At 45.4% G+C, this 15419-nt stretch carries 15 protein-coding genes; 7 read left to right on the top strand and 8 right to left on the bottom strand.

Annotated features, from left to right (window positions below):
* Positions 1 to 230: 230 nt before the first annotated feature.
* On the bottom strand, positions 231 to 401 hold the full coding sequence (locus AACT52_RS01715; RefSeq protein ID WP_233153844.1) for an AAA-like domain-containing protein: 171 nt from the start codon (positions 399 to 401) through the stop codon (positions 231 to 233).
* A 281-nt stretch (positions 402 to 682) separates the two neighbouring features.
* Here AACT52_RS01715 and AACT52_RS01710 point away from each other — a divergent pair, with 281 nt between their 5' ends.
* The 3 genes from AACT52_RS01710 (at position 683) to AACT52_RS01700 (ending at position 2659) form a co-directional block, all read left to right on the top strand.
* Positions 683 to 1111 carry a GNAT family acetyltransferase gene (locus AACT52_RS01710; protein ID WP_233153843.1) on the top strand — a complete coding sequence of 143 codons (429 nt, stop codon included), beginning with the start codon at positions 683 to 685 and terminating at the stop codon, positions 1109 to 1111.
* 245 nt (positions 1112 to 1356) lie between these two features.
* Positions 1357 to 1809, top strand: coding sequence for an LLM class flavin-dependent oxidoreductase (locus tag AACT52_RS01705; RefSeq protein ID WP_073629183.1), 453 nt, complete (start codon positions 1357 to 1359; stop codon positions 1807 to 1809).
* A 145-nt stretch (positions 1810 to 1954) separates the two neighbouring features.
* The gene (locus AACT52_RS01700) at positions 1955 to 2659 is read left to right on the top strand and encodes a class I SAM-dependent DNA methyltransferase (RefSeq protein WP_073629181.1); all 705 of its coding nucleotides are present in this window, start codon (positions 1955 to 1957) and stop codon (positions 2657 to 2659) included.
* A gap of 1 nt (position 2660) precedes the next feature.
* Here the strand turns inward: AACT52_RS01700 and AACT52_RS01695 are convergent, their stop codons facing one another.
* Positions 2661 to 3011, bottom strand: coding sequence for a hypothetical protein (locus AACT52_RS01695; protein WP_073629179.1), 351 nt, complete (start codon positions 3009 to 3011; stop codon positions 2661 to 2663).
* Positions 3012 to 3152: 141 nt separating this feature from the next.
* Between AACT52_RS01695 and AACT52_RS01690 the strand changes: the two genes are divergently transcribed.
* Positions 3153 to 3773 (top strand): TetR/AcrR family transcriptional regulator, encoded by a 621-nt coding sequence (locus AACT52_RS01690; RefSeq protein ID WP_073629177.1) that lies wholly within the window; start codon positions 3153 to 3155, stop codon positions 3771 to 3773.
* A 44-nt stretch (positions 3774 to 3817) separates the two neighbouring features.
* Here the strand turns inward: AACT52_RS01690 and AACT52_RS01685 are convergent, their stop codons facing one another.
* Positions 3818 to 5002 carry an NAD(P)/FAD-dependent oxidoreductase gene (locus AACT52_RS01685; protein WP_083630138.1) on the bottom strand — a complete coding sequence of 395 codons (1185 nt, stop codon included), beginning with the start codon at positions 5000 to 5002 and terminating at the stop codon, positions 3818 to 3820.
* Positions 5003 to 5007: 5 nt separating this feature from the next.
* Here AACT52_RS01685 and AACT52_RS01680 point away from each other — a divergent pair, with 5 nt between their 5' ends.
* Positions 5008 to 6219 carry an RNA-guided endonuclease InsQ/TnpB family protein gene (locus AACT52_RS01680; protein WP_073629175.1) on the top strand — a complete coding sequence of 404 codons (1212 nt, stop codon included), beginning with the start codon at positions 5008 to 5010 and terminating at the stop codon, positions 6217 to 6219.
* 143 nt (positions 6220 to 6362) lie between these two features.
* Here the strand turns inward: AACT52_RS01680 and AACT52_RS01675 are convergent, their stop codons facing one another.
* Positions 6363 to 7817: a LodA/GoxA family CTQ-dependent oxidase gene (locus AACT52_RS01675; RefSeq protein ID WP_073629173.1), complete on the bottom strand. Its 1455-nt coding sequence runs from the start codon at positions 7815 to 7817 to the stop codon at positions 6363 to 6365.
* Between the two features lie 314 nt (positions 7818 to 8131).
* Here AACT52_RS01675 and AACT52_RS01670 point away from each other — a divergent pair, with 314 nt between their 5' ends.
* Both AACT52_RS01670 and AACT52_RS01665 read left to right on the top strand, forming a co-directional pair.
* Complete coding sequence (locus tag AACT52_RS01670; RefSeq protein WP_073629171.1) at positions 8132 to 9478, top strand: flavin monoamine oxidase family protein; 1347 nt, start codon at positions 8132 to 8134, stop codon at positions 9476 to 9478.
* Positions 9479 to 9625: 147 nt separating this feature from the next.
* Entirely contained in the window at positions 9626 to 10921 is a 1296-nt protein-coding gene (locus tag AACT52_RS01665) for an MFS transporter (protein ID WP_073629169.1), read from the top strand.
* 104 nt (positions 10922 to 11025) lie between these two features.
* On the opposite strand, the gene AACT52_RS01660 is transcribed toward AACT52_RS01665, so the two are convergent.
* The 4 genes from AACT52_RS01660 to AACT52_RS01645 all read right to left on the bottom strand — a co-directional run bounded on the left by AACT52_RS01660 (position 11026) and on the right by AACT52_RS01645 (position 15358).
* Positions 11026 to 12054 (bottom strand): aldo/keto reductase, encoded by a 1029-nt coding sequence (locus tag AACT52_RS01660; RefSeq protein ID WP_073629167.1) that lies wholly within the window; start codon positions 12052 to 12054, stop codon positions 11026 to 11028.
* A gap of 572 nt (positions 12055 to 12626) precedes the next feature.
* Positions 12627 to 13499 carry a CmcJ/NvfI family oxidoreductase gene (locus tag AACT52_RS01655; protein ID WP_073629281.1) on the bottom strand — a complete coding sequence of 291 codons (873 nt, stop codon included), beginning with the start codon at positions 13497 to 13499 and terminating at the stop codon, positions 12627 to 12629.
* A gap of 123 nt (positions 13500 to 13622) precedes the next feature.
* Positions 13623 to 14306 (bottom strand): glutathione S-transferase family protein, encoded by a 684-nt coding sequence (locus AACT52_RS01650; RefSeq protein WP_073629165.1) that lies wholly within the window; start codon positions 14304 to 14306, stop codon positions 13623 to 13625.
* A gap of 242 nt (positions 14307 to 14548) precedes the next feature.
* Positions 14549 to 15358: a methyltransferase domain-containing protein gene (locus AACT52_RS01645; protein ID WP_073629163.1), complete on the bottom strand. Its 810-nt coding sequence runs from the start codon at positions 15356 to 15358 to the stop codon at positions 14549 to 14551.
* Positions 15359 to 15419: the final 61 nt, after the last annotated feature.

The following is a 15419-nucleotide window of genomic DNA, read 5'->3' as shown; positions in this document are numbered from 1 at the left end:
TATTCAACCCACATTCCGCAGGTGCAATCGCAAAACATTCTATTTTTGAAGCATGACAGCTTCACCATTAGATATCAGAGTACAAGATATTGACCACTGCGGCATAGTCGCAATGGCACGAAGTACCTGTCGGAGGCGATCGCTGTCCGCAATCAACCTTAAATAACTGCAAAATTAAAAGTTGAAAAATATCATTATAAATGACTCGTATCCAAGGTTTCAGGTAATACTTAGCTTGCCGCAGTCAGGAACATCGGTTGAAAATACTGGCGATACAGCTGACAACTCGGTAAAGATTTATTGTTATCTAATTTAATCAACCGCATACTGCTTAACTTGTAAGCAACGATGGGTTCTAATTGTACGGGTTCAGACCCACTCCACTCATCACCGTTTGACACTCCCCTGGCTGAACAAATTTCGCTACGCTCATTTGTTGGTAAAGCCAGGCGGGGTTTTCAGCCTACCCTTTATAATTTTTGGCGCAACTCTGGGGCGACTACGTTTTTTATTTACTGTTACAGCTATTTTCAGCTAATTGAACCACAGATTTTTGTAGGGGCAAAGGCTAGCCTTTGCCCCTAAAGCGTGGTTTATTTAGTTGAAAAGCGCTGTAATCTGTGGTTTCATTTTCTCCAAATTTGACTTTTGCTAGAGGTTTAATGAAAAGTCGGGCATTAGTATGTTAGATATAGAAATCCGAGCTTTTGAACTTTCTGATGAGTCCGCAGTCATCGCCTTATGGAGGCGGTGTGGTTTAACTCGTCCGTGGAATGATGCGAAAAAGGACATTGCCCGAAAGCTGTCTGTACAACCGCATCTTTTTCTGGTCGGTGTATTTGGGCAAGAACTTGTAGCGACAATCATGGCAGGATATGAAGGGCATCGAGGTTGGATTAATTACCTAGCAGTTGCCCCTGAATATCAGCGCCAAGGAATTGGACGGTTAATGATGCTAAAAGCCGAACGTCTGCTTCGTGAAGCGGGTTGCCCTAAAATTAATTTGCTCGTGCGAACTACAAATAGTGGAGTTATCAAGTTTTATCAGCATTTGGGATATGCTGTTGATGATGTTGTGAGCCTGGGTAAGCGGCTTGAGAATGATGAGTAAGTCACTACTAAAGCGCTCCTATTAAGAATTGTATGTTGAGTTGAAAAGGCGTAAGGTCAGGATTGAGTTTCGTTGCCCCAAATTAACTATGAACCCGTCTTGCTTTTTGCAAGTAGGTGTGCAAATATTATTTTAATATAACAAATTCCGACCGATTTACCGTATATTATACAAGCTAGCTCATACTAGCTCAATAGGTAGTCGGACGAAGGTTTTAGATAGTGCGATTTATGTGAACTAGAACGATGCGGTTCTCTCTCTTTTATAACTTTGATGTGCTGCCACCGAAACAGTTGACTGAGTTATACCGCGACGTAGAAGCTCAGGCTATTGCTGCGGATAAGCTCGGTTTCGATGCCATTTGGCTAGCAGAGCATCATTTTGCTCTTTACGATCGCTTGCCCTCACCACTGCTATTTTTAGCTCGCCTTAGCGCAATAACTCAGCAAATTAGACTGGGTAGTGCGATTGTAAAGGCTCCCTATTATCACCCCCTACGGCTTGCAGAAGACACAGCGCTGCTAGATGTGTTGTCAAGAGGTCGGGTACGGTTGGGTGTAGGTTCAGGTGCTAAAAATAAGCCGCAGGAGTTTGTTCCCTTTGGAGTCGCGCTTGAGGAGAAATCTGCCCGCACTTGTGAAATCATCGCCATCTTACACCAAGCCTTCGTATCAGGTTGGGTTAACTTCGAGGGTTAATTAACAGCACTAGTTTGACTAAAACGAGCTTGTGAGACAAGCTAAACTGCTGGCTCGTTTGGGACTGATCAAACAAGAGCCGAACTGGAATCAGGCAATTGATACAAAATTCGCTCAAGCCCTTGTTTCTTAAGGAGCGTACACAATGACAAAACCTTTCGCAGTGTACGATACACGCCATTACACGACTTTGGATGCGAACGCTGGATACGAACTTTGGTCGCACACGTACGATCATACTGTTGATGAACAGTTAGATATTCCTTTGTTGGCAAAACTGGAGACTGTAAACTGGAAATCCATACAAACCGTTGTTGACCTAGCGTGTGGGACTGGGCGAATTGGTCTATGGTTGCACAGTCAAGGGATTCGTTACATTCACGGCGTAGACTCTTCCCCTGCAATGCTACAGTATGCTGCGGCAAAGCAAGTTTATGAGCAAGTATACGCCACTGATGTTATTCAGTCTTCTCTCCCTAGTCATAGCTACGATTTGAGTTTCATTGGACTAGCGGCTTGTCATCTACCAGATTTGCAAGCTTTATATACTGAGGGAGCGCGCCTTCTTCGTCCTGGTGGGTTCTTTGTGCTCATCGACTACCACCCATTCTGCTTGCTTCAGGGCATTCCAACACACTTTGATAGTGCTAAGGGTAAGGCGATCGCAATTGAAAACTTCGTCCATTTCATCAGCGACCATGTGAATAGTGGTCGTCGTGTCAATTTGACATTACTTGAAATGCACGAAGCCTTTGTTGATCAAGATTGGATTGCCCATAAACCGAATATGGCTCGCTACGTAAATCAACCAATCACTTTTGTCATGGTTTGGAGGGCAGATACCTCATAAGTTAGTAAATTCTGAAATTATCCAGTTGAGCCTTCACAGCGTTAATGTATCCCTTGTCGGAAAGAACTTGCTCTGGCAGTCTTTTAGACTTAACGCCACTCCTAACAATATCCTCTGCACTGATTTGTTTTTCACGATAAGCCGTTATCAAGTCGTTGTAACTAGGGATACCTTGGTCTTGCAAGTAACCTTGATAAGCCAAGTTCACAAGATTGACAGGTGTTGTGCTCAGATAGGACTGAGTTTTGCCAGAAGCCGCAGGATTGTATGCAGTAGTCTCGGCTCGCAGTGTAGGCATATTAGCAGTAGATATGAGTATCAGAGATAAACCCCCAACAATTAAACTTTTCATAATTCAACTCCTGTATTTGGTTTGAATTTATTGCCATAACCTTGTTATCTTTAATTTAAACGAACCGTATCGTCTTGTCAATAGATAACGAGACAAATCGTACCGTCTAAACGAAAAGCTTGCAAAATGGAGTCTGCGTCTATGTCACAACTACTAGAGAACACAGAGAAAACAATTTCTGTGTGCAAAGCGCCTACCACTCGCAGGCGGAATTATCGTTCACATCAAGCTATTCTCAAGGCGACTGCTGAGTTATTAGAGGAAAAAGGCTATCGAGAGATTTGTATTGAGGCGATCGCCGCCCGTGCTGGAGTCGGCAAACAAACCATCTACCGTTGGTGGTCTTCTAAGGCGGCGGTGATTATGGAAGCATATTCAGATCAAACGGCACAGAATATTCCCACACCTGATACAGGTTCGGTGAGAGAAGACTTGTATCAAATTTTACGACAACTCTTTGTAGTGCTAACAACCACGACAGCGGGTACTGCTGTCACTGGACTGATTGCTGAGGCGCAATTGGATGCCAACTTAGCAGAGGCGTTTCGTGAGCAGTTTATTAAATGTCGCAGAGCAGCGACGCGGACGATTTTAGAGCGGGGTGTCAATAGAGGCGAACTACGCCCAGACTTGAATTTGGAATTGGTGATTGATGCGATTTATGGTCCGGTTTGGTATCGGTTGCTGTTAAAGCATGCACCCTTAGATGATGCATTTGCTGAAGAATTGGTGAATTTTTTGATAGCTGGAATTGTGGTTTAGGTGGCGAACCTGCGAATAGAGCGTTTCTGCTTGCAGGTGCTTGTTCATTTTGCAGGTACAGTTTGGCGTCGCTGCCAGAAGACAGAATCGGACCAACGTCTTTCTCTGTTATAATATGCTGCCCACATTTGCAGATATTCTGCAAAACTCTTTTCCACATGAGCAGCATATTCCTTTAGCGACGCTTGACAATTGCTTTGGCTTGCCTTGATAACTCTTGCAGCAGCAATACCAGATTGCAGCGCCTTATAAATTCCTTGAGATGAGAGTGGATCAAAAGCAGATGCAGCATCCCCAATTGCAAGCCACTGATTATCGGCAACACAATTCCTGCGATAGCTAAAAGCTGCAACAGTATGAAAACTGGAGTTCCAAAGGCAAGATTCCACACGTGCTTGCGTGTGAGGAACCTTGCCGTGGCATTCCTGCCAAAAATCAGCCAAAGGAATACTCTTTCTAGGAAGTAAATCGGTATCTGTCATATAGGCAACAACAAGATTGTTGTTGGGCAAAACAGCAGAATACCACCAACCTTCGTTGCTGGCTTCCACTAAGGTGCGACAGTCACAGGCAAGGATGGGAGAATTAATTGTTAAAAACTTTATGACTCCCACGAGTTTGTCATAAATCATTCTTTTTGTTGCAGGCTTACCTGCAAGTGAACTGGTTCGCCCAGTTGCTTCCACCAAAAAGTCTGCTTGGAAACTTATTGGTAGACCATCACACAAAGCCTCAATCCACCAACAACCAGATGGCTGCTGAGTACAAGTGACAACTCGTGTAGATAGGTAAACACTTGCTCCTACCTCTTTTGCCGCTAAAGCAAGCATTGCATCGAAACGACGACGGTCAAGATGCCACCCACATCCATAAGGATTGAAAATGAAGTCGTTTTCGTAGAGTTCTTCACTACCCCAAGCGGAAATAATACCAGGAGAGGGGAGATGACCATCTATGTGAAAACGCTCCCACACTCCCAGTTCCGAGAGCAATACACGGGCTGCTGGTGCTAAGGTTTCTCCGACTCGTGTTGTCTCGTAGCGTGAGCGCTCTAGAACTGCCACAGTCTGTCCAGTCTTTGCTAGTGCGATCGCAGCAGCAGTACCTGCGGGACCTCCACCGATAATTAATACATTTACTCGTTGACCGAAATTAATGGGTACAAGCCCCGCCGTTGTAGGGCGGCTTTTGGTATTTGTGATAGGATGGTTTACGTAGGGTTTGTCCACGTCAAATGATAGTTTTAGAGTTTAAGGCTAAGGGAAGGACAACTCAATATAGTGCTATAAATGAGGCGATTAGAACGGCTCAATTCGTCCGCAACAAGTGTATCCGTTTTTGGATGGACAATCGTGGCGTGGGACAGAAAGACCTTTATCGTCATAATACAGCGCTGAGAGCAGAATATCCCTTTGTCAAAGACTTAAACTCTCATGCTTGCCAAGCAGCAGTGGAAAGAGCTTATAGTTCAATTGCTCGGTTCTACGACAATTGTAAAAAGTCTATTCCGGGTAAAAAAGGCTATCCGAACTTCAAAAAGAACTGTCGCTCAGTAGAATACAAGACATCAGGATGGTCGCTTTCTAGGACTAGGAAGCAAATCACATTTACTGACAAAAAAGGTATTGGCAAACTCAAACTCAAAGGAACGTGGGACTTAAACTTCTACCAGCTAGACCAGATAAAACGAGTTAGGTTAGTCAACAAAGCTGATGGGTACTATGTTCAGTTTCTAATTAGAACTGACAACAAGATAGACACACAGCCTACTGGTAAAACTATTGGATTGGACGTAGGACTCAAAGAGTTTTACACCGATAGTAATGGACATACCGAACCGAACCCGAAATTTTATCGCACAGGTGAGAAGCGGTTGAAATTTCATCAACGTCGGGTTTCTCGCAAAAACAAAGGTTCTGCCAACCGCAAGCGCGCCATTAACAGTTTAGGGCGAGTACACCTCAAAATAAGTAGGCAACGTCAAGAACATGCCAAGAGACTGGCGCGTTGCGTAATCCAATCTAACGATTTGGTCGCCTACGAAGACTTGAGGATTAAGAACTTAGTTAAAAATCATTGTCTTGCCAAATCTATTAATGATGCTGGTTGGTATCAATTTAGAAAATGGTTAGAGTATTTTGGCATTAAGTTTGCAAGAGTTACGGTTGCCGTCAACCCTGCATACACTTCTCAAGAATGCTCTAAATGCGGCACGATAATCAAAAAGTCTTTGTCTATGAGAACCCATGTTTGTCAGTGTGGGTTTATCTTAGACCGGGATCATAATGCCGCGCTTGTTATTCTAAATCGAGCCTTGAGTACCACAGGGCATGTGGGAACTTGGATCTTAGATCCGAACGCTTCGGGAGATTCGACCTCTACTCTGATTGGAGCAATCCTGTCTGAACAAGTTGGGTCTTTGAACGAAGAATCTCCGCACTTATAGGGCGGAGAGTGTCAATAGATGGCATTTCTGTTTAACGACTCATATCAAATCCGGTAGCATTTGAATAATAAAAAAACCACAGAGACGCTGAGAGCGCAGAGGGAGAGGAAGGAAAAATAATTCCGGTGCAAACGGATTTGATATTAGTACTTTGGGGCTTTTGATTTAGGAGTCTCACCAGAACGAGGGAAATTTGGATCGCGCTCCTGTTCTACAAAGACAACTTCACCCACTGAATTTTGTTTTGGTACGACAAACCCAAGCTTGCTAAAATTTTGTACCATACCGTTTCCATCAGCAACTCCAGCATCCCAAAGTTCTTTGGGTGGACCATAATCCGGCGCGAGTTGAACTGTGTTAGGACGCTGTGACGGCCACCAATTTTCACCACACGCTGAGAAGTCTGCTTGCCAAGGAAGAGACATTCCTTGAGTTAGCGAGCCAGGAAGAAGGATTTGGTGAGATAACCGAAGATACCCGGAGTATATCTGAGGAGATGTTATGAGAAATCCGGCTTCGATGCCTGGGGCAAAACTACTCCCAATACAGGATTCCAGTGCTGCTCGGTCTAAATTTTCAGGTGTTAAAGTCACATTAGAGGAGTCAGGTGTCCAATCATCTATAAAGTTGCCTTCTTTCCACTGCTGAAGTATTAATTTTTGAACCTCTGTCAGCTGTACACCATTGAGCGGTGGAAATGTTATAAATTCAAAGATTTTCTCGCGCATTTCTGGTGCAGTTGGGTCTTGCAAATCGGAGAGTTTTTTCCAGTCTGTCGGCAGCGCATTCCAAGTCTCCCAATGATTAACCCACCGTAATGAAACAGCACGATTCAGGATAGGAAAAATATCAGACTTAAAGGACGGTGGAGTGGGTGGAAAATACCATCCACTGGTAAAAGCTGCTTGATTCACAACGTCATAAAGGGTGACAATACCCTGAATGTCGGGTGCAAAGTCTGTTGGTCCTACAATGACCCAAGCAGAATTGTCTACTTGCCGTGGGCGTTGTCCGGGAAAGGTAATCTTTGCCGTGACAGGACCATCGGAAACATCGTCATACCAACCATCGCTGAATAAACCAGTTATTTCTTTGCCATTTGGAGAAGCCGATTTGCCTCTACCGCCAAGAACAACCAGTCGTCCTGATGCATCGGTCTGCAGTTTTCCTAGATAGACGTTGACTCCCAAAAATTTGCCTGTGTCGAATTTAACACTCTGTTGTTGTCCACAAATGCTTCTCACTCCAGGATCGATAATCAGTTGGTCTCTGGGCACCCCTTGATTAAGATTTTCACTTGCTCCTTTACGATTCACAAGATGAACTTGCCATTCGATAGTCGCTTCGTCAGCAGTTATTTCACGTCCTGAGCTTATGACACCCTCTTCATTCTGCTCATATTCAAAAACTCTAAAACGAGCAGCTTGTCGTTTTATGAGACCATGTTCATCTTTATACTTCTGAAGAGGTCGTTCTTGTCCATTGACAATCTCCATTGGTGGTACACCTGGTATTTCTGGTCCGATAAAAAACTGAGTAGGGCTGTTGCCCACTCTGGCAATGCCAATAGATGGATGAATTTTGTAGATTTTTACCATTAATTTGTTGCTGATTATTTTTAAATGACTTATTGGCGATCGCCTAGGGAAATAGGACGTAAAAATTGATCAAATGCACATTTTGTGCATATAACAACAGCAGTCAAGCGAACTTTTGGACTGAACTATATAGATCAAACCAAGATTGACTTATGCAGCAATAAGGTTAATTGGCATAGTTTTGCCTGAGCGACACCCAATTGTGTAGTATAAAATTTATACTTTTGAGCTTTTAGACTACTGCCTATAGTAGACTATCCAATTTCCCTAGCAGCAACGGTAAATATCATAATTTCTTAAAAAAGGTCATCAACATGAGTTTTCATGTAGAAGTTGCAATTGTGGGTGCAGGCATTTCTGGTCTAAGTGCAGCCTGGGAATTGCATAAGTTGGGAATCGAATCTTTAGTTGTGCTGGAAGCCTATTCACGAGTGGGTGGACGAACTCTTAACCATCCACTCGTGTCGGGTGGTTATGTTGAACAAGGCGGTACTTGGGCAGGTCCTACCCAAACCGCTTTGCTTACTTTAGCAGAAGAAATGGGAATTTCTATTAAGAAGGGCAAGGTTGAAGGACAAACGCTGTATGGCTTTCGGCAGAAATGGACGATGCTAGAACCATCTCCATCATCTGAATCGGACATTGCTCAAAAAGATTTTGCTGAGGCGATGACGACATTTGAGGCTTTGTGCCGTACTGTTCCAGCAGAAGCCCCTTGGCAAGCTCCTGATGCAATCATGTTAGATTCTATGACAATGGGAGCTTGGATTGAGCAGAACACAAAGACTGATGAAGCACGGGCTTGGTTCGAGGGGTGCGTGCGGCAAATTCTCAGTGGCGATCCAAACAAAGTTTCGCTTTTATGGATGCTTCATTTTGTCCACACAGCAGGATTCAATGATTTGCTAGAGACTGCTGAGGATTTTGGTTTGGTTGGTGGAACACAACAGATTTCTTTAAATATCGCACAACGCCTCGGGGAGAGGGTTTTACTCAATGCGCCTGTCATGGAAATATCAGGTTACGATGGTTCGCTTGTTCAACTGGTTTCTGAACGTGAGGTTGTGTATGCTCAGGAAGTCATTGTGGCGATGATGCCCAAGACTATTGCTCGTATCGAATTCCATCCCCCTCTTCCCTCAATTCACCGTCAACTGATTGCACAATGGGAGACGATGAGTTGGATTAAATTCCATGCTATTTATGAAAAACCTTGGTGGCAAGGTCAAATCATCAGCGGTCACTTTCTCAGTATTGATGCCAAAATTGAGGTAATTGATATTTCGCCAGAAGATGGAAGCAAAGGTGTTATTGTTGGATTACTAGCTCCTGATTACGCAATGTTATCAGAGTTAGAACGTCAAGAAAAATACCTTGATTTTCTGGAAGAAACTTTTGGTGAAGCAGCACGACAACCATTAGAGTTAGTGGAATTTGATTGGAATAGCCAACCTTGGACAGGTGGATGTATTTCTGCATTACCACCTGGTTTACTGACTACTTTTGGTTCTGCTCTCAATAGTCCAGTAGGTCGGATTCATTGGGCCGGTACGGAACGCTCTAGTATTTGGGTTAACTACATTGAAGGTGGTATTCGCGCTGGACAAAAGGCTGCTCGCGATGTTGCGGCTAAGCTGAGACCACCCATTCGGGGAATTTAAAATTCAAAATTATAAATTCAAAAATTATAAATTCAAAGTTTTTGGTGAATCGCAGGGATTGAAGTCGCTGTAGGTTCAGGGAAAATATCGGGACAAAGCTGATTTAGAATCACAAAGAAACTTGTACCATCTTTGTACCAAAAATACATGAAATTTTCTTCTAACCATATACTTTTATCTTGGCTACCGCAACTCAATTCTCAGGTTTGGATTCTTGCGGTTGCTCGATTTTTATCTCAGAGTGGTAGCGGTTTTACTTTATTCTATGCTCCGATTTTTTTCGTCAATCAGGTCGGGTTATCAGCAACAGCAGTAGGAATTGGTCACGGTACTGGCTCGCTAGTGGGAATCTTTGGTCGATTTTTAGGAGGATCTCTTGCTGACTCAAAACGCTGGGGGCGCAGACGGACATTATTGTTATCTACTGTGTTTTGTGCGCTGGCTTCGTTTGTATTGGCATTATCTAACAACTTCCCAATGTTTTTGGCTGCTCATTTAGTTATGGGTTTGGGCACTGGTTTATACTGGCCCACAGTTGAAGCTGCCATAGCAGATTTAACAACTAATGAGCAACGTAACGAAGCATTTGCTGTCACAAGGTTAGCAGATAGTGCTGGCTTGGGAATAGGGGTATTGTTAGGAGGAGTCTTAATTAGCACGACAGAGCTTTACCGTGCTTTGTTTGTCATTGATGGCATCTCCTATGTGGTGTTTTTTATGATTGTGTATGCTGGACTGAGGGAAACTCGTCATTTTGATGAACAGCATTCTCAACCAGTGCTTCAAGGTTGGAATGCTGCCCTAAGCGATCGCCTACTTCTGGTATACGTTTCGGTCAACATCCTGTTTACCACTTACATCGCTCAGGTAGACAACACAATGCCACTGTATTTTGCTAATTTTGTTTTGGGCAAAACCTTAAAGGGACTGTCACCAACAACGATTAGTGGCTTATTTGCTTGGTATATTTTCTTAGTTGCTCTGTGTCAGTTACCTGCTGTCCGCGCTCTAAATTCTCTAAGCCGCGTGCGTGCCTTAATGATTTCAATAGTATTTTGGGGAGCAGGATTTCTTTTGGTTTGGAGTGCAGGTGTGGCAACGCATGGTCAGCAAATCTTGGCGATTTTAGCGTTATCTGTGATTGCGATCGCCCACGTTACATACAGCCCGTTTGCGACTGCTTTTGTTGCAGAGATAGCTCCTGAATCACTACGGGGTATTTATCTTGCTATTAACGCCCAATGCTGGGGAGTTGGCTTTTTTGTTGGTTCCTTTGTTGGTGGCTTGGCTTTAGATCATCAGAAAGTTGCAAGTCAGACTATGACCTCTGGGTTCACTGCAAATAACTTATGGTTAGCAGCAGCAGCCAGTACTCTTGTTGGTTTTGTGATCTTGAAGACTCTTGATTGGATGTGCGATCGTCAAGAGACCACCTTTATCTGAGAGGGGTACTAATTTTTGTTGAGTGCGCAAGAATACAGAATAGGCGATCAGCATTAAGCCAATCGCCTATTCAAAAACATTTATTCCTTTCAGCTTCACAATGCTTATTGTAGAGATTGTGGAATGCGGTCAGAACCGTACTTCTGCTGATGCCAATACGGATAAATCGGTGGTACTGCACTGACCGAATGGAGTTGTTTCAATTCGTCCGATGTCAGTTCCCAATTTGCTGCTGAGAGATTATCTTTGAGCTGCTGCTCATTACGGGCTCCAATAATGACCGATGTAATACCAGGCTGACGCAAAAGCCAATTGAGCGCTACCTGAGCAACGGTGACTCCACGATTACGAGCTATTTCATCCAAAGCTTCTACAATATCGTATGCTTTCTCCACGTCACTAACCGTTCCAATATCACCAATCGTCGCCCGTCGTGTTCCCTCTGGTTCTGGTTGACCGCGACGGTACTTACCGGTGAGGAAACCGAAGGCGAGCGGACTCCACACAAGGATACCAACACCTTGGTCGAGACCAAGTGGAATAAGCTCATACTCCAACTCTCGCGCTACAAGCGAGTAGTAGACCTGCTGTGATACATAGCGCTCTAATCCCAATCGCTCCGACACGCTCAGTGCTTTCATTAAGTGCCAAGCTGAGTAGTTGGAACAGCCAATGTAGCGAACCTTTCCACTGCGGACGAGATCATCCAAAGCTCGCAGCGTTTCTTCAAGTGGAGTGAGCGCATCGAACCCATGAACTTGATACAGGTCGATGTAGTCAGTACCAAGCCGTCGTAAACTATCCTCACAGGCGCGGATCAGATGATATCGTGATAGACCGAGATCGTTCGGTCCCTGCCCCATACGTCCGTACGCTTTGGTCGCGATAATTGCTTCAGAGCGACGCCTACCAAGAGCTTTACCGAGAATCTCCTCCGAGAGTCCTTGTGAGTAAACGTCTGCGGTATCGAAAATATTAACACCTGCTTCAAGACAAATCTCAATCAAACGTTGGGCTTCATCGACTTGGGTTTTCCCCATATGCTCAAAGAAGTTACTGCCGCCAAAAGTCATTGTGCCAAAGCTTAAAACGGAAACTTTGAGACCAGACTTGCCTAAAAACCGTGTTTCCATCGTCTTTGCTCCTTGGAATCATGACGAGAGCGCGAACCAATCGAACATTATCCCACAAAACACATACTCTTTGACGTTTTTTCTCACTCAGACCACCTATCAAAGCATAACGGGAGCGTGAGAACCCCTACCTTTTTAATCCGGGGCAGGAAGGAGAGCACGACAGGTTTTAACCCGTTGTTTCTCTGGTATTATTCTTGAAGGTACGCCCTTGGCGATCCATACAGGGCAACCACCGGACTCCTTTGGGTAGAAACGTAGTCTTTGGACTGTACCGTAGTCTGCGGTGGGCGAGGGTCTTACACGTAAAAAAGTTGGGCAGCCTTTGTTTGTTGATCTGTCGGCGTAGAAGGGTACTCGTAGTAATAAGGCTGCCCAACTTTTCCCTTGGACAATGCGTGGACGCCCAAAGTGGACGTAAAATCAAAATGCCTGCGGAGACGGTAGTAGCGGGGACTGATTTTCAGTCTAGTTAAGAGTCTAAGAAACAGGAATTAGGGTGGAAATGTACGGATGCCGCCTACATTGGAACATCCTTTAAGAATCCCCGTGCATTTATGCCGGGGAGTACGTCAAGCAGGATAGAAGACCAGCGTCCGCAGCTCGATGCTCTCACGTGGCTCTGCGTCTTTTGGGCTCGTCGGGTCCTCGAAGGAGGTGTGGGCGGCGAACCGCGCCGGACCATCCTCTGCGGAGTCGAAGCACTTAATGAACAGCACCTCGTTCGGTTGCATTTGCGGAAAGTAGAACCATCGGTGAGTCGGGTTGTAGGTGACAGCGTAAGTCTCGCCAACGCGATCGCGGTACACAAGGTCGCCAGCCACCAGATCCGTTGGCGCGATGCTTTGCGCGTCGCACACCGCCAATGGGGACTCCAGCACTGGTCCGGCGATGGGTCGCCAGACGTTGACCACACTGAACCGATGCTGCAGAAGCACTTCGGGGTTGTCCGTCCCAAGCGCTGCCAGCACGGCGCGCGCACGACTATAGCCAGACTTGGCGGTGAAGTCGTTGTGTACGCGCTTTACTGGCTCCTTTGCGCTGTTATCGCCCTGCTTCGCCCGCCGAGCGTTACGGACGTTGTGATCGAACACGACCACCTTGGCTGCGCCGGTTACATCCGCCAAAAGCTGCTCAGCTTCTCTGTAGTAGACGCGGCGCACCTCGTCCTCGTCGTAGAAGTCGCGGACGGCGCTCTTGTGTGTGGCGTAAGCGAAGCCCTCCCGATCCAGGGATAGGTTAAGCGCGATCGCTCGAGCATTGCGGATCGGCAGCGTGTGCGCCTCGTACGTCCCGTTCTGTCGTGGAACCCCCACCGGCGGTTCGTAGGTGTAGTTGACAGGCTTTTCTGCCATCGGGGTAAGGTAATTGAGGACTGCCTCAACGTGCGGGAAGTCCTCGAAAACAGGTCTGTCTAGCTCGAAAACTTGGCGCTCTTGGCTCATGGGTTGCATCCTCCTGGAGTGATCAGGTCACATTGATCGCAGCGAAAGTGTCAGATTTTGGTACTCTTTTATGTTAGTGAATTCATTTTTTGGTCGCTAACCACGCTTTAACAGACCATTGCCCTATTTTTGAGCTGCACCAACGGCAGTGGGTTTACCGAGAACCTTGGCAAATCGTTCCAAATAAAAGCTCACAGGATTTTCAACTGCCCCAACTGACTCGCGCGATCGCACAGCATTCCACCATTTCTGCAAGCGAGCTGTTTCTGGTGGCAAGGTGAAATTGCGGAAGTGTTCCAGAACAGGCAAGCGTTCAAACCAGGGATAAAAGCTGATATCGACTAAACTCAGCGTCTCTCCTAACCAGTAGGAACCATCACCAGATAACTTGCCTAATCCTTCTTGCTCAATGTACAACAGTGATTCTGTAAACTCTGTTCGTCCCTGTTCCTGTTCCTGAGCATCTTTACCGCGCAGAAATTTGTTAAACGCAGGTACAAAGCGAGTGTTGGCGTAGTCGATCCAGATCCGGGCTTTCGCTTTCGCTCCAGGATCGCGGGGCAATAGGGGTGGTTCTGGGAAGACCTCATCGAGATATTCATTGATGATGGCAGACTCATAGATCTCGATATCCCCATGTTTGATGGCAGGGACTTTACCATAGCGCGAAATCTGCGTGAACCCATCCGGTTTGTTCTGTAAATCAATTTCAATCGGGGTAAAGTCAATTCCTTTTTCCAGCAAAACAACACGGGTTCGTTGGGAGAAGGTAGAGGCTTTGGCGAAGTAAAGTTGTACGGTGCTCATAGAATGCTTTCCTTGTAAGTATTGCGATCGTAGGCTGATATTCTCTTGTTGCACCGATGTGGGTTAGCGCAACTCAAATGACAGCCGTATATAGAAGCAAACTGAGTTGACTCTTTGGAGTCAAATAATTTGGTTGGCAGGCATCTACACCAGCATAACTATAATACGGTTTATTGGTAGACTTTTCGTATTATATATCATGAGTATTTCATGTCTTTCCTAAAATACAAGTCGAGGGGCTGCTACATGAATACTGCTTTCCTATTTTGAATTTTGAATTTTGAATTGTCTAAGCGTCCCCACATTAAGATACGCTTATATGGAAAAAAGAATGGACGCTCATCTTCTAAATACTTCATCAACTTCTGGGTGTACCGTTCCACAAATCGCTCGTAAGTCTCAGCATCTAGCCGCTGCTGATATGTTGTGAGCAGTGTCCCACGATACCATTCTATGACTGCTTCTCGTGACGGCAGCACATGTCCGTAAATTTGTAGCCTCACCTCTTGCTCTACAAATCCCAACTTATAAAGTAACCTTGCGTAATCCTCTGGCGTCAGAACCTCTAAGCGCCGCTTATATCCCCCCAGTTCCTTGCTAAACTCCTGTGCTGTCTCTGCTGCGACAATATGGACTGGTTCTGAGTCCATCGCTGGGATTTGTACAGCAAGTTGCCCACCAGGTTGCAGTTTGGCACTTAACTTTTCAAACAACGCCTCGTGTCCCGTAACCCACTGCAAAGCCGCGTTGGAAAACACCAAATCAAACTTTCCTGGAACGGGATCATCCTCAATGTGTCCAAACTCAAACCGCAGCCCATCTCCCTCAAACTGACGTGCTTTCAGCAACATCTTCTCTGAAGCATCCAACCCCACCGTTTCCCGTGCTGCTAGCTTCTGATGCAGATACTGTGTCAACTTTCCCGTCCCACATCCCAAATCCAGAACTCGCCAGCCTTCTTGCCCACGTACCATGTCTGCTAAATCGTAGAAAGGGCGGCTTCTTTCTTGTTGAAATCTTTCATATACGTCTGGATTCCATGTATCTTGCATCTCGACACCCTATTTTTGATGTAGACGACAAAAAACGATAGGTCAAGGATACCACTGGTGA

This window comes from Scytonema sp. HK-05, assembly GCF_963872035.1.
GTDB lineage: Bacteria > Cyanobacteriota > Cyanobacteriia > Cyanobacteriales > Nostocaceae > Kalymmatonema.
The sequence above is the reverse complement of the archived record's forward strand: the minus strand, read 5'-3'. Positions and strand labels throughout refer to the sequence as shown.

Coding starts and splice junctions, on each gene's coding strand:
- AACT52_RS01650 (WP_073629165.1), bottom strand. CDS start 14,306: ATGAGCACCGTACAACTTTACTTCGCCAAAGCCTCTACCTTCTCCCAA.
- AACT52_RS01710 (WP_233153843.1), top strand. CDS start 683: ATGTTAGATATAGAAATCCGAGCTTTTGAACTTTCTGATGAGTCCGCA.
- AACT52_RS01700 (WP_073629181.1), top strand. CDS start 1,955: ATGACAAAACCTTTCGCAGTGTACGATACACGCCATTACACGACTTTG.
- AACT52_RS01645 (WP_073629163.1), bottom strand. CDS start 15,358: ATGCAAGATACATGGAATCCAGACGTATATGAAAGATTTCAACAAGAA.
- AACT52_RS01655 (WP_073629281.1), bottom strand. CDS start 13,499: ATGAGCCAAGAGCGCCAAGTTTTCGAGCTAGACAGACCTGTTTTCGAG.
- AACT52_RS01675 (WP_073629173.1), bottom strand. CDS start 7,817: ATGGTAAAAATCTACAAAATTCATCCATCTATTGGCATTGCCAGAGTG.
- AACT52_RS01680 (WP_073629175.1), top strand. CDS start 5,008: ATGATAGTTTTAGAGTTTAAGGCTAAGGGAAGGACAACTCAATATAGT.
- AACT52_RS01665 (WP_073629169.1), top strand. CDS start 9,626: ATGAAATTTTCTTCTAACCATATACTTTTATCTTGGCTACCGCAACTC.
- AACT52_RS01690 (WP_073629177.1), top strand. CDS start 3,153: ATGTCACAACTACTAGAGAACACAGAGAAAACAATTTCTGTGTGCAAA.
- AACT52_RS01670 (WP_073629171.1), top strand. CDS start 8,132: ATGAGTTTTCATGTAGAAGTTGCAATTGTGGGTGCAGGCATTTCTGGT.
- AACT52_RS01660 (WP_073629167.1), bottom strand. CDS start 12,054: ATGGAAACACGGTTTTTAGGCAAGTCTGGTCTCAAAGTTTCCGTTTTA.
- AACT52_RS01705 (WP_073629183.1), top strand. CDS start 1,357: ATGCGGTTCTCTCTCTTTTATAACTTTGATGTGCTGCCACCGAAACAG.
- AACT52_RS01695 (WP_073629179.1), bottom strand. CDS start 3,011: ATGAAAAGTTTAATTGTTGGGGGTTTATCTCTGATACTCATATCTACT.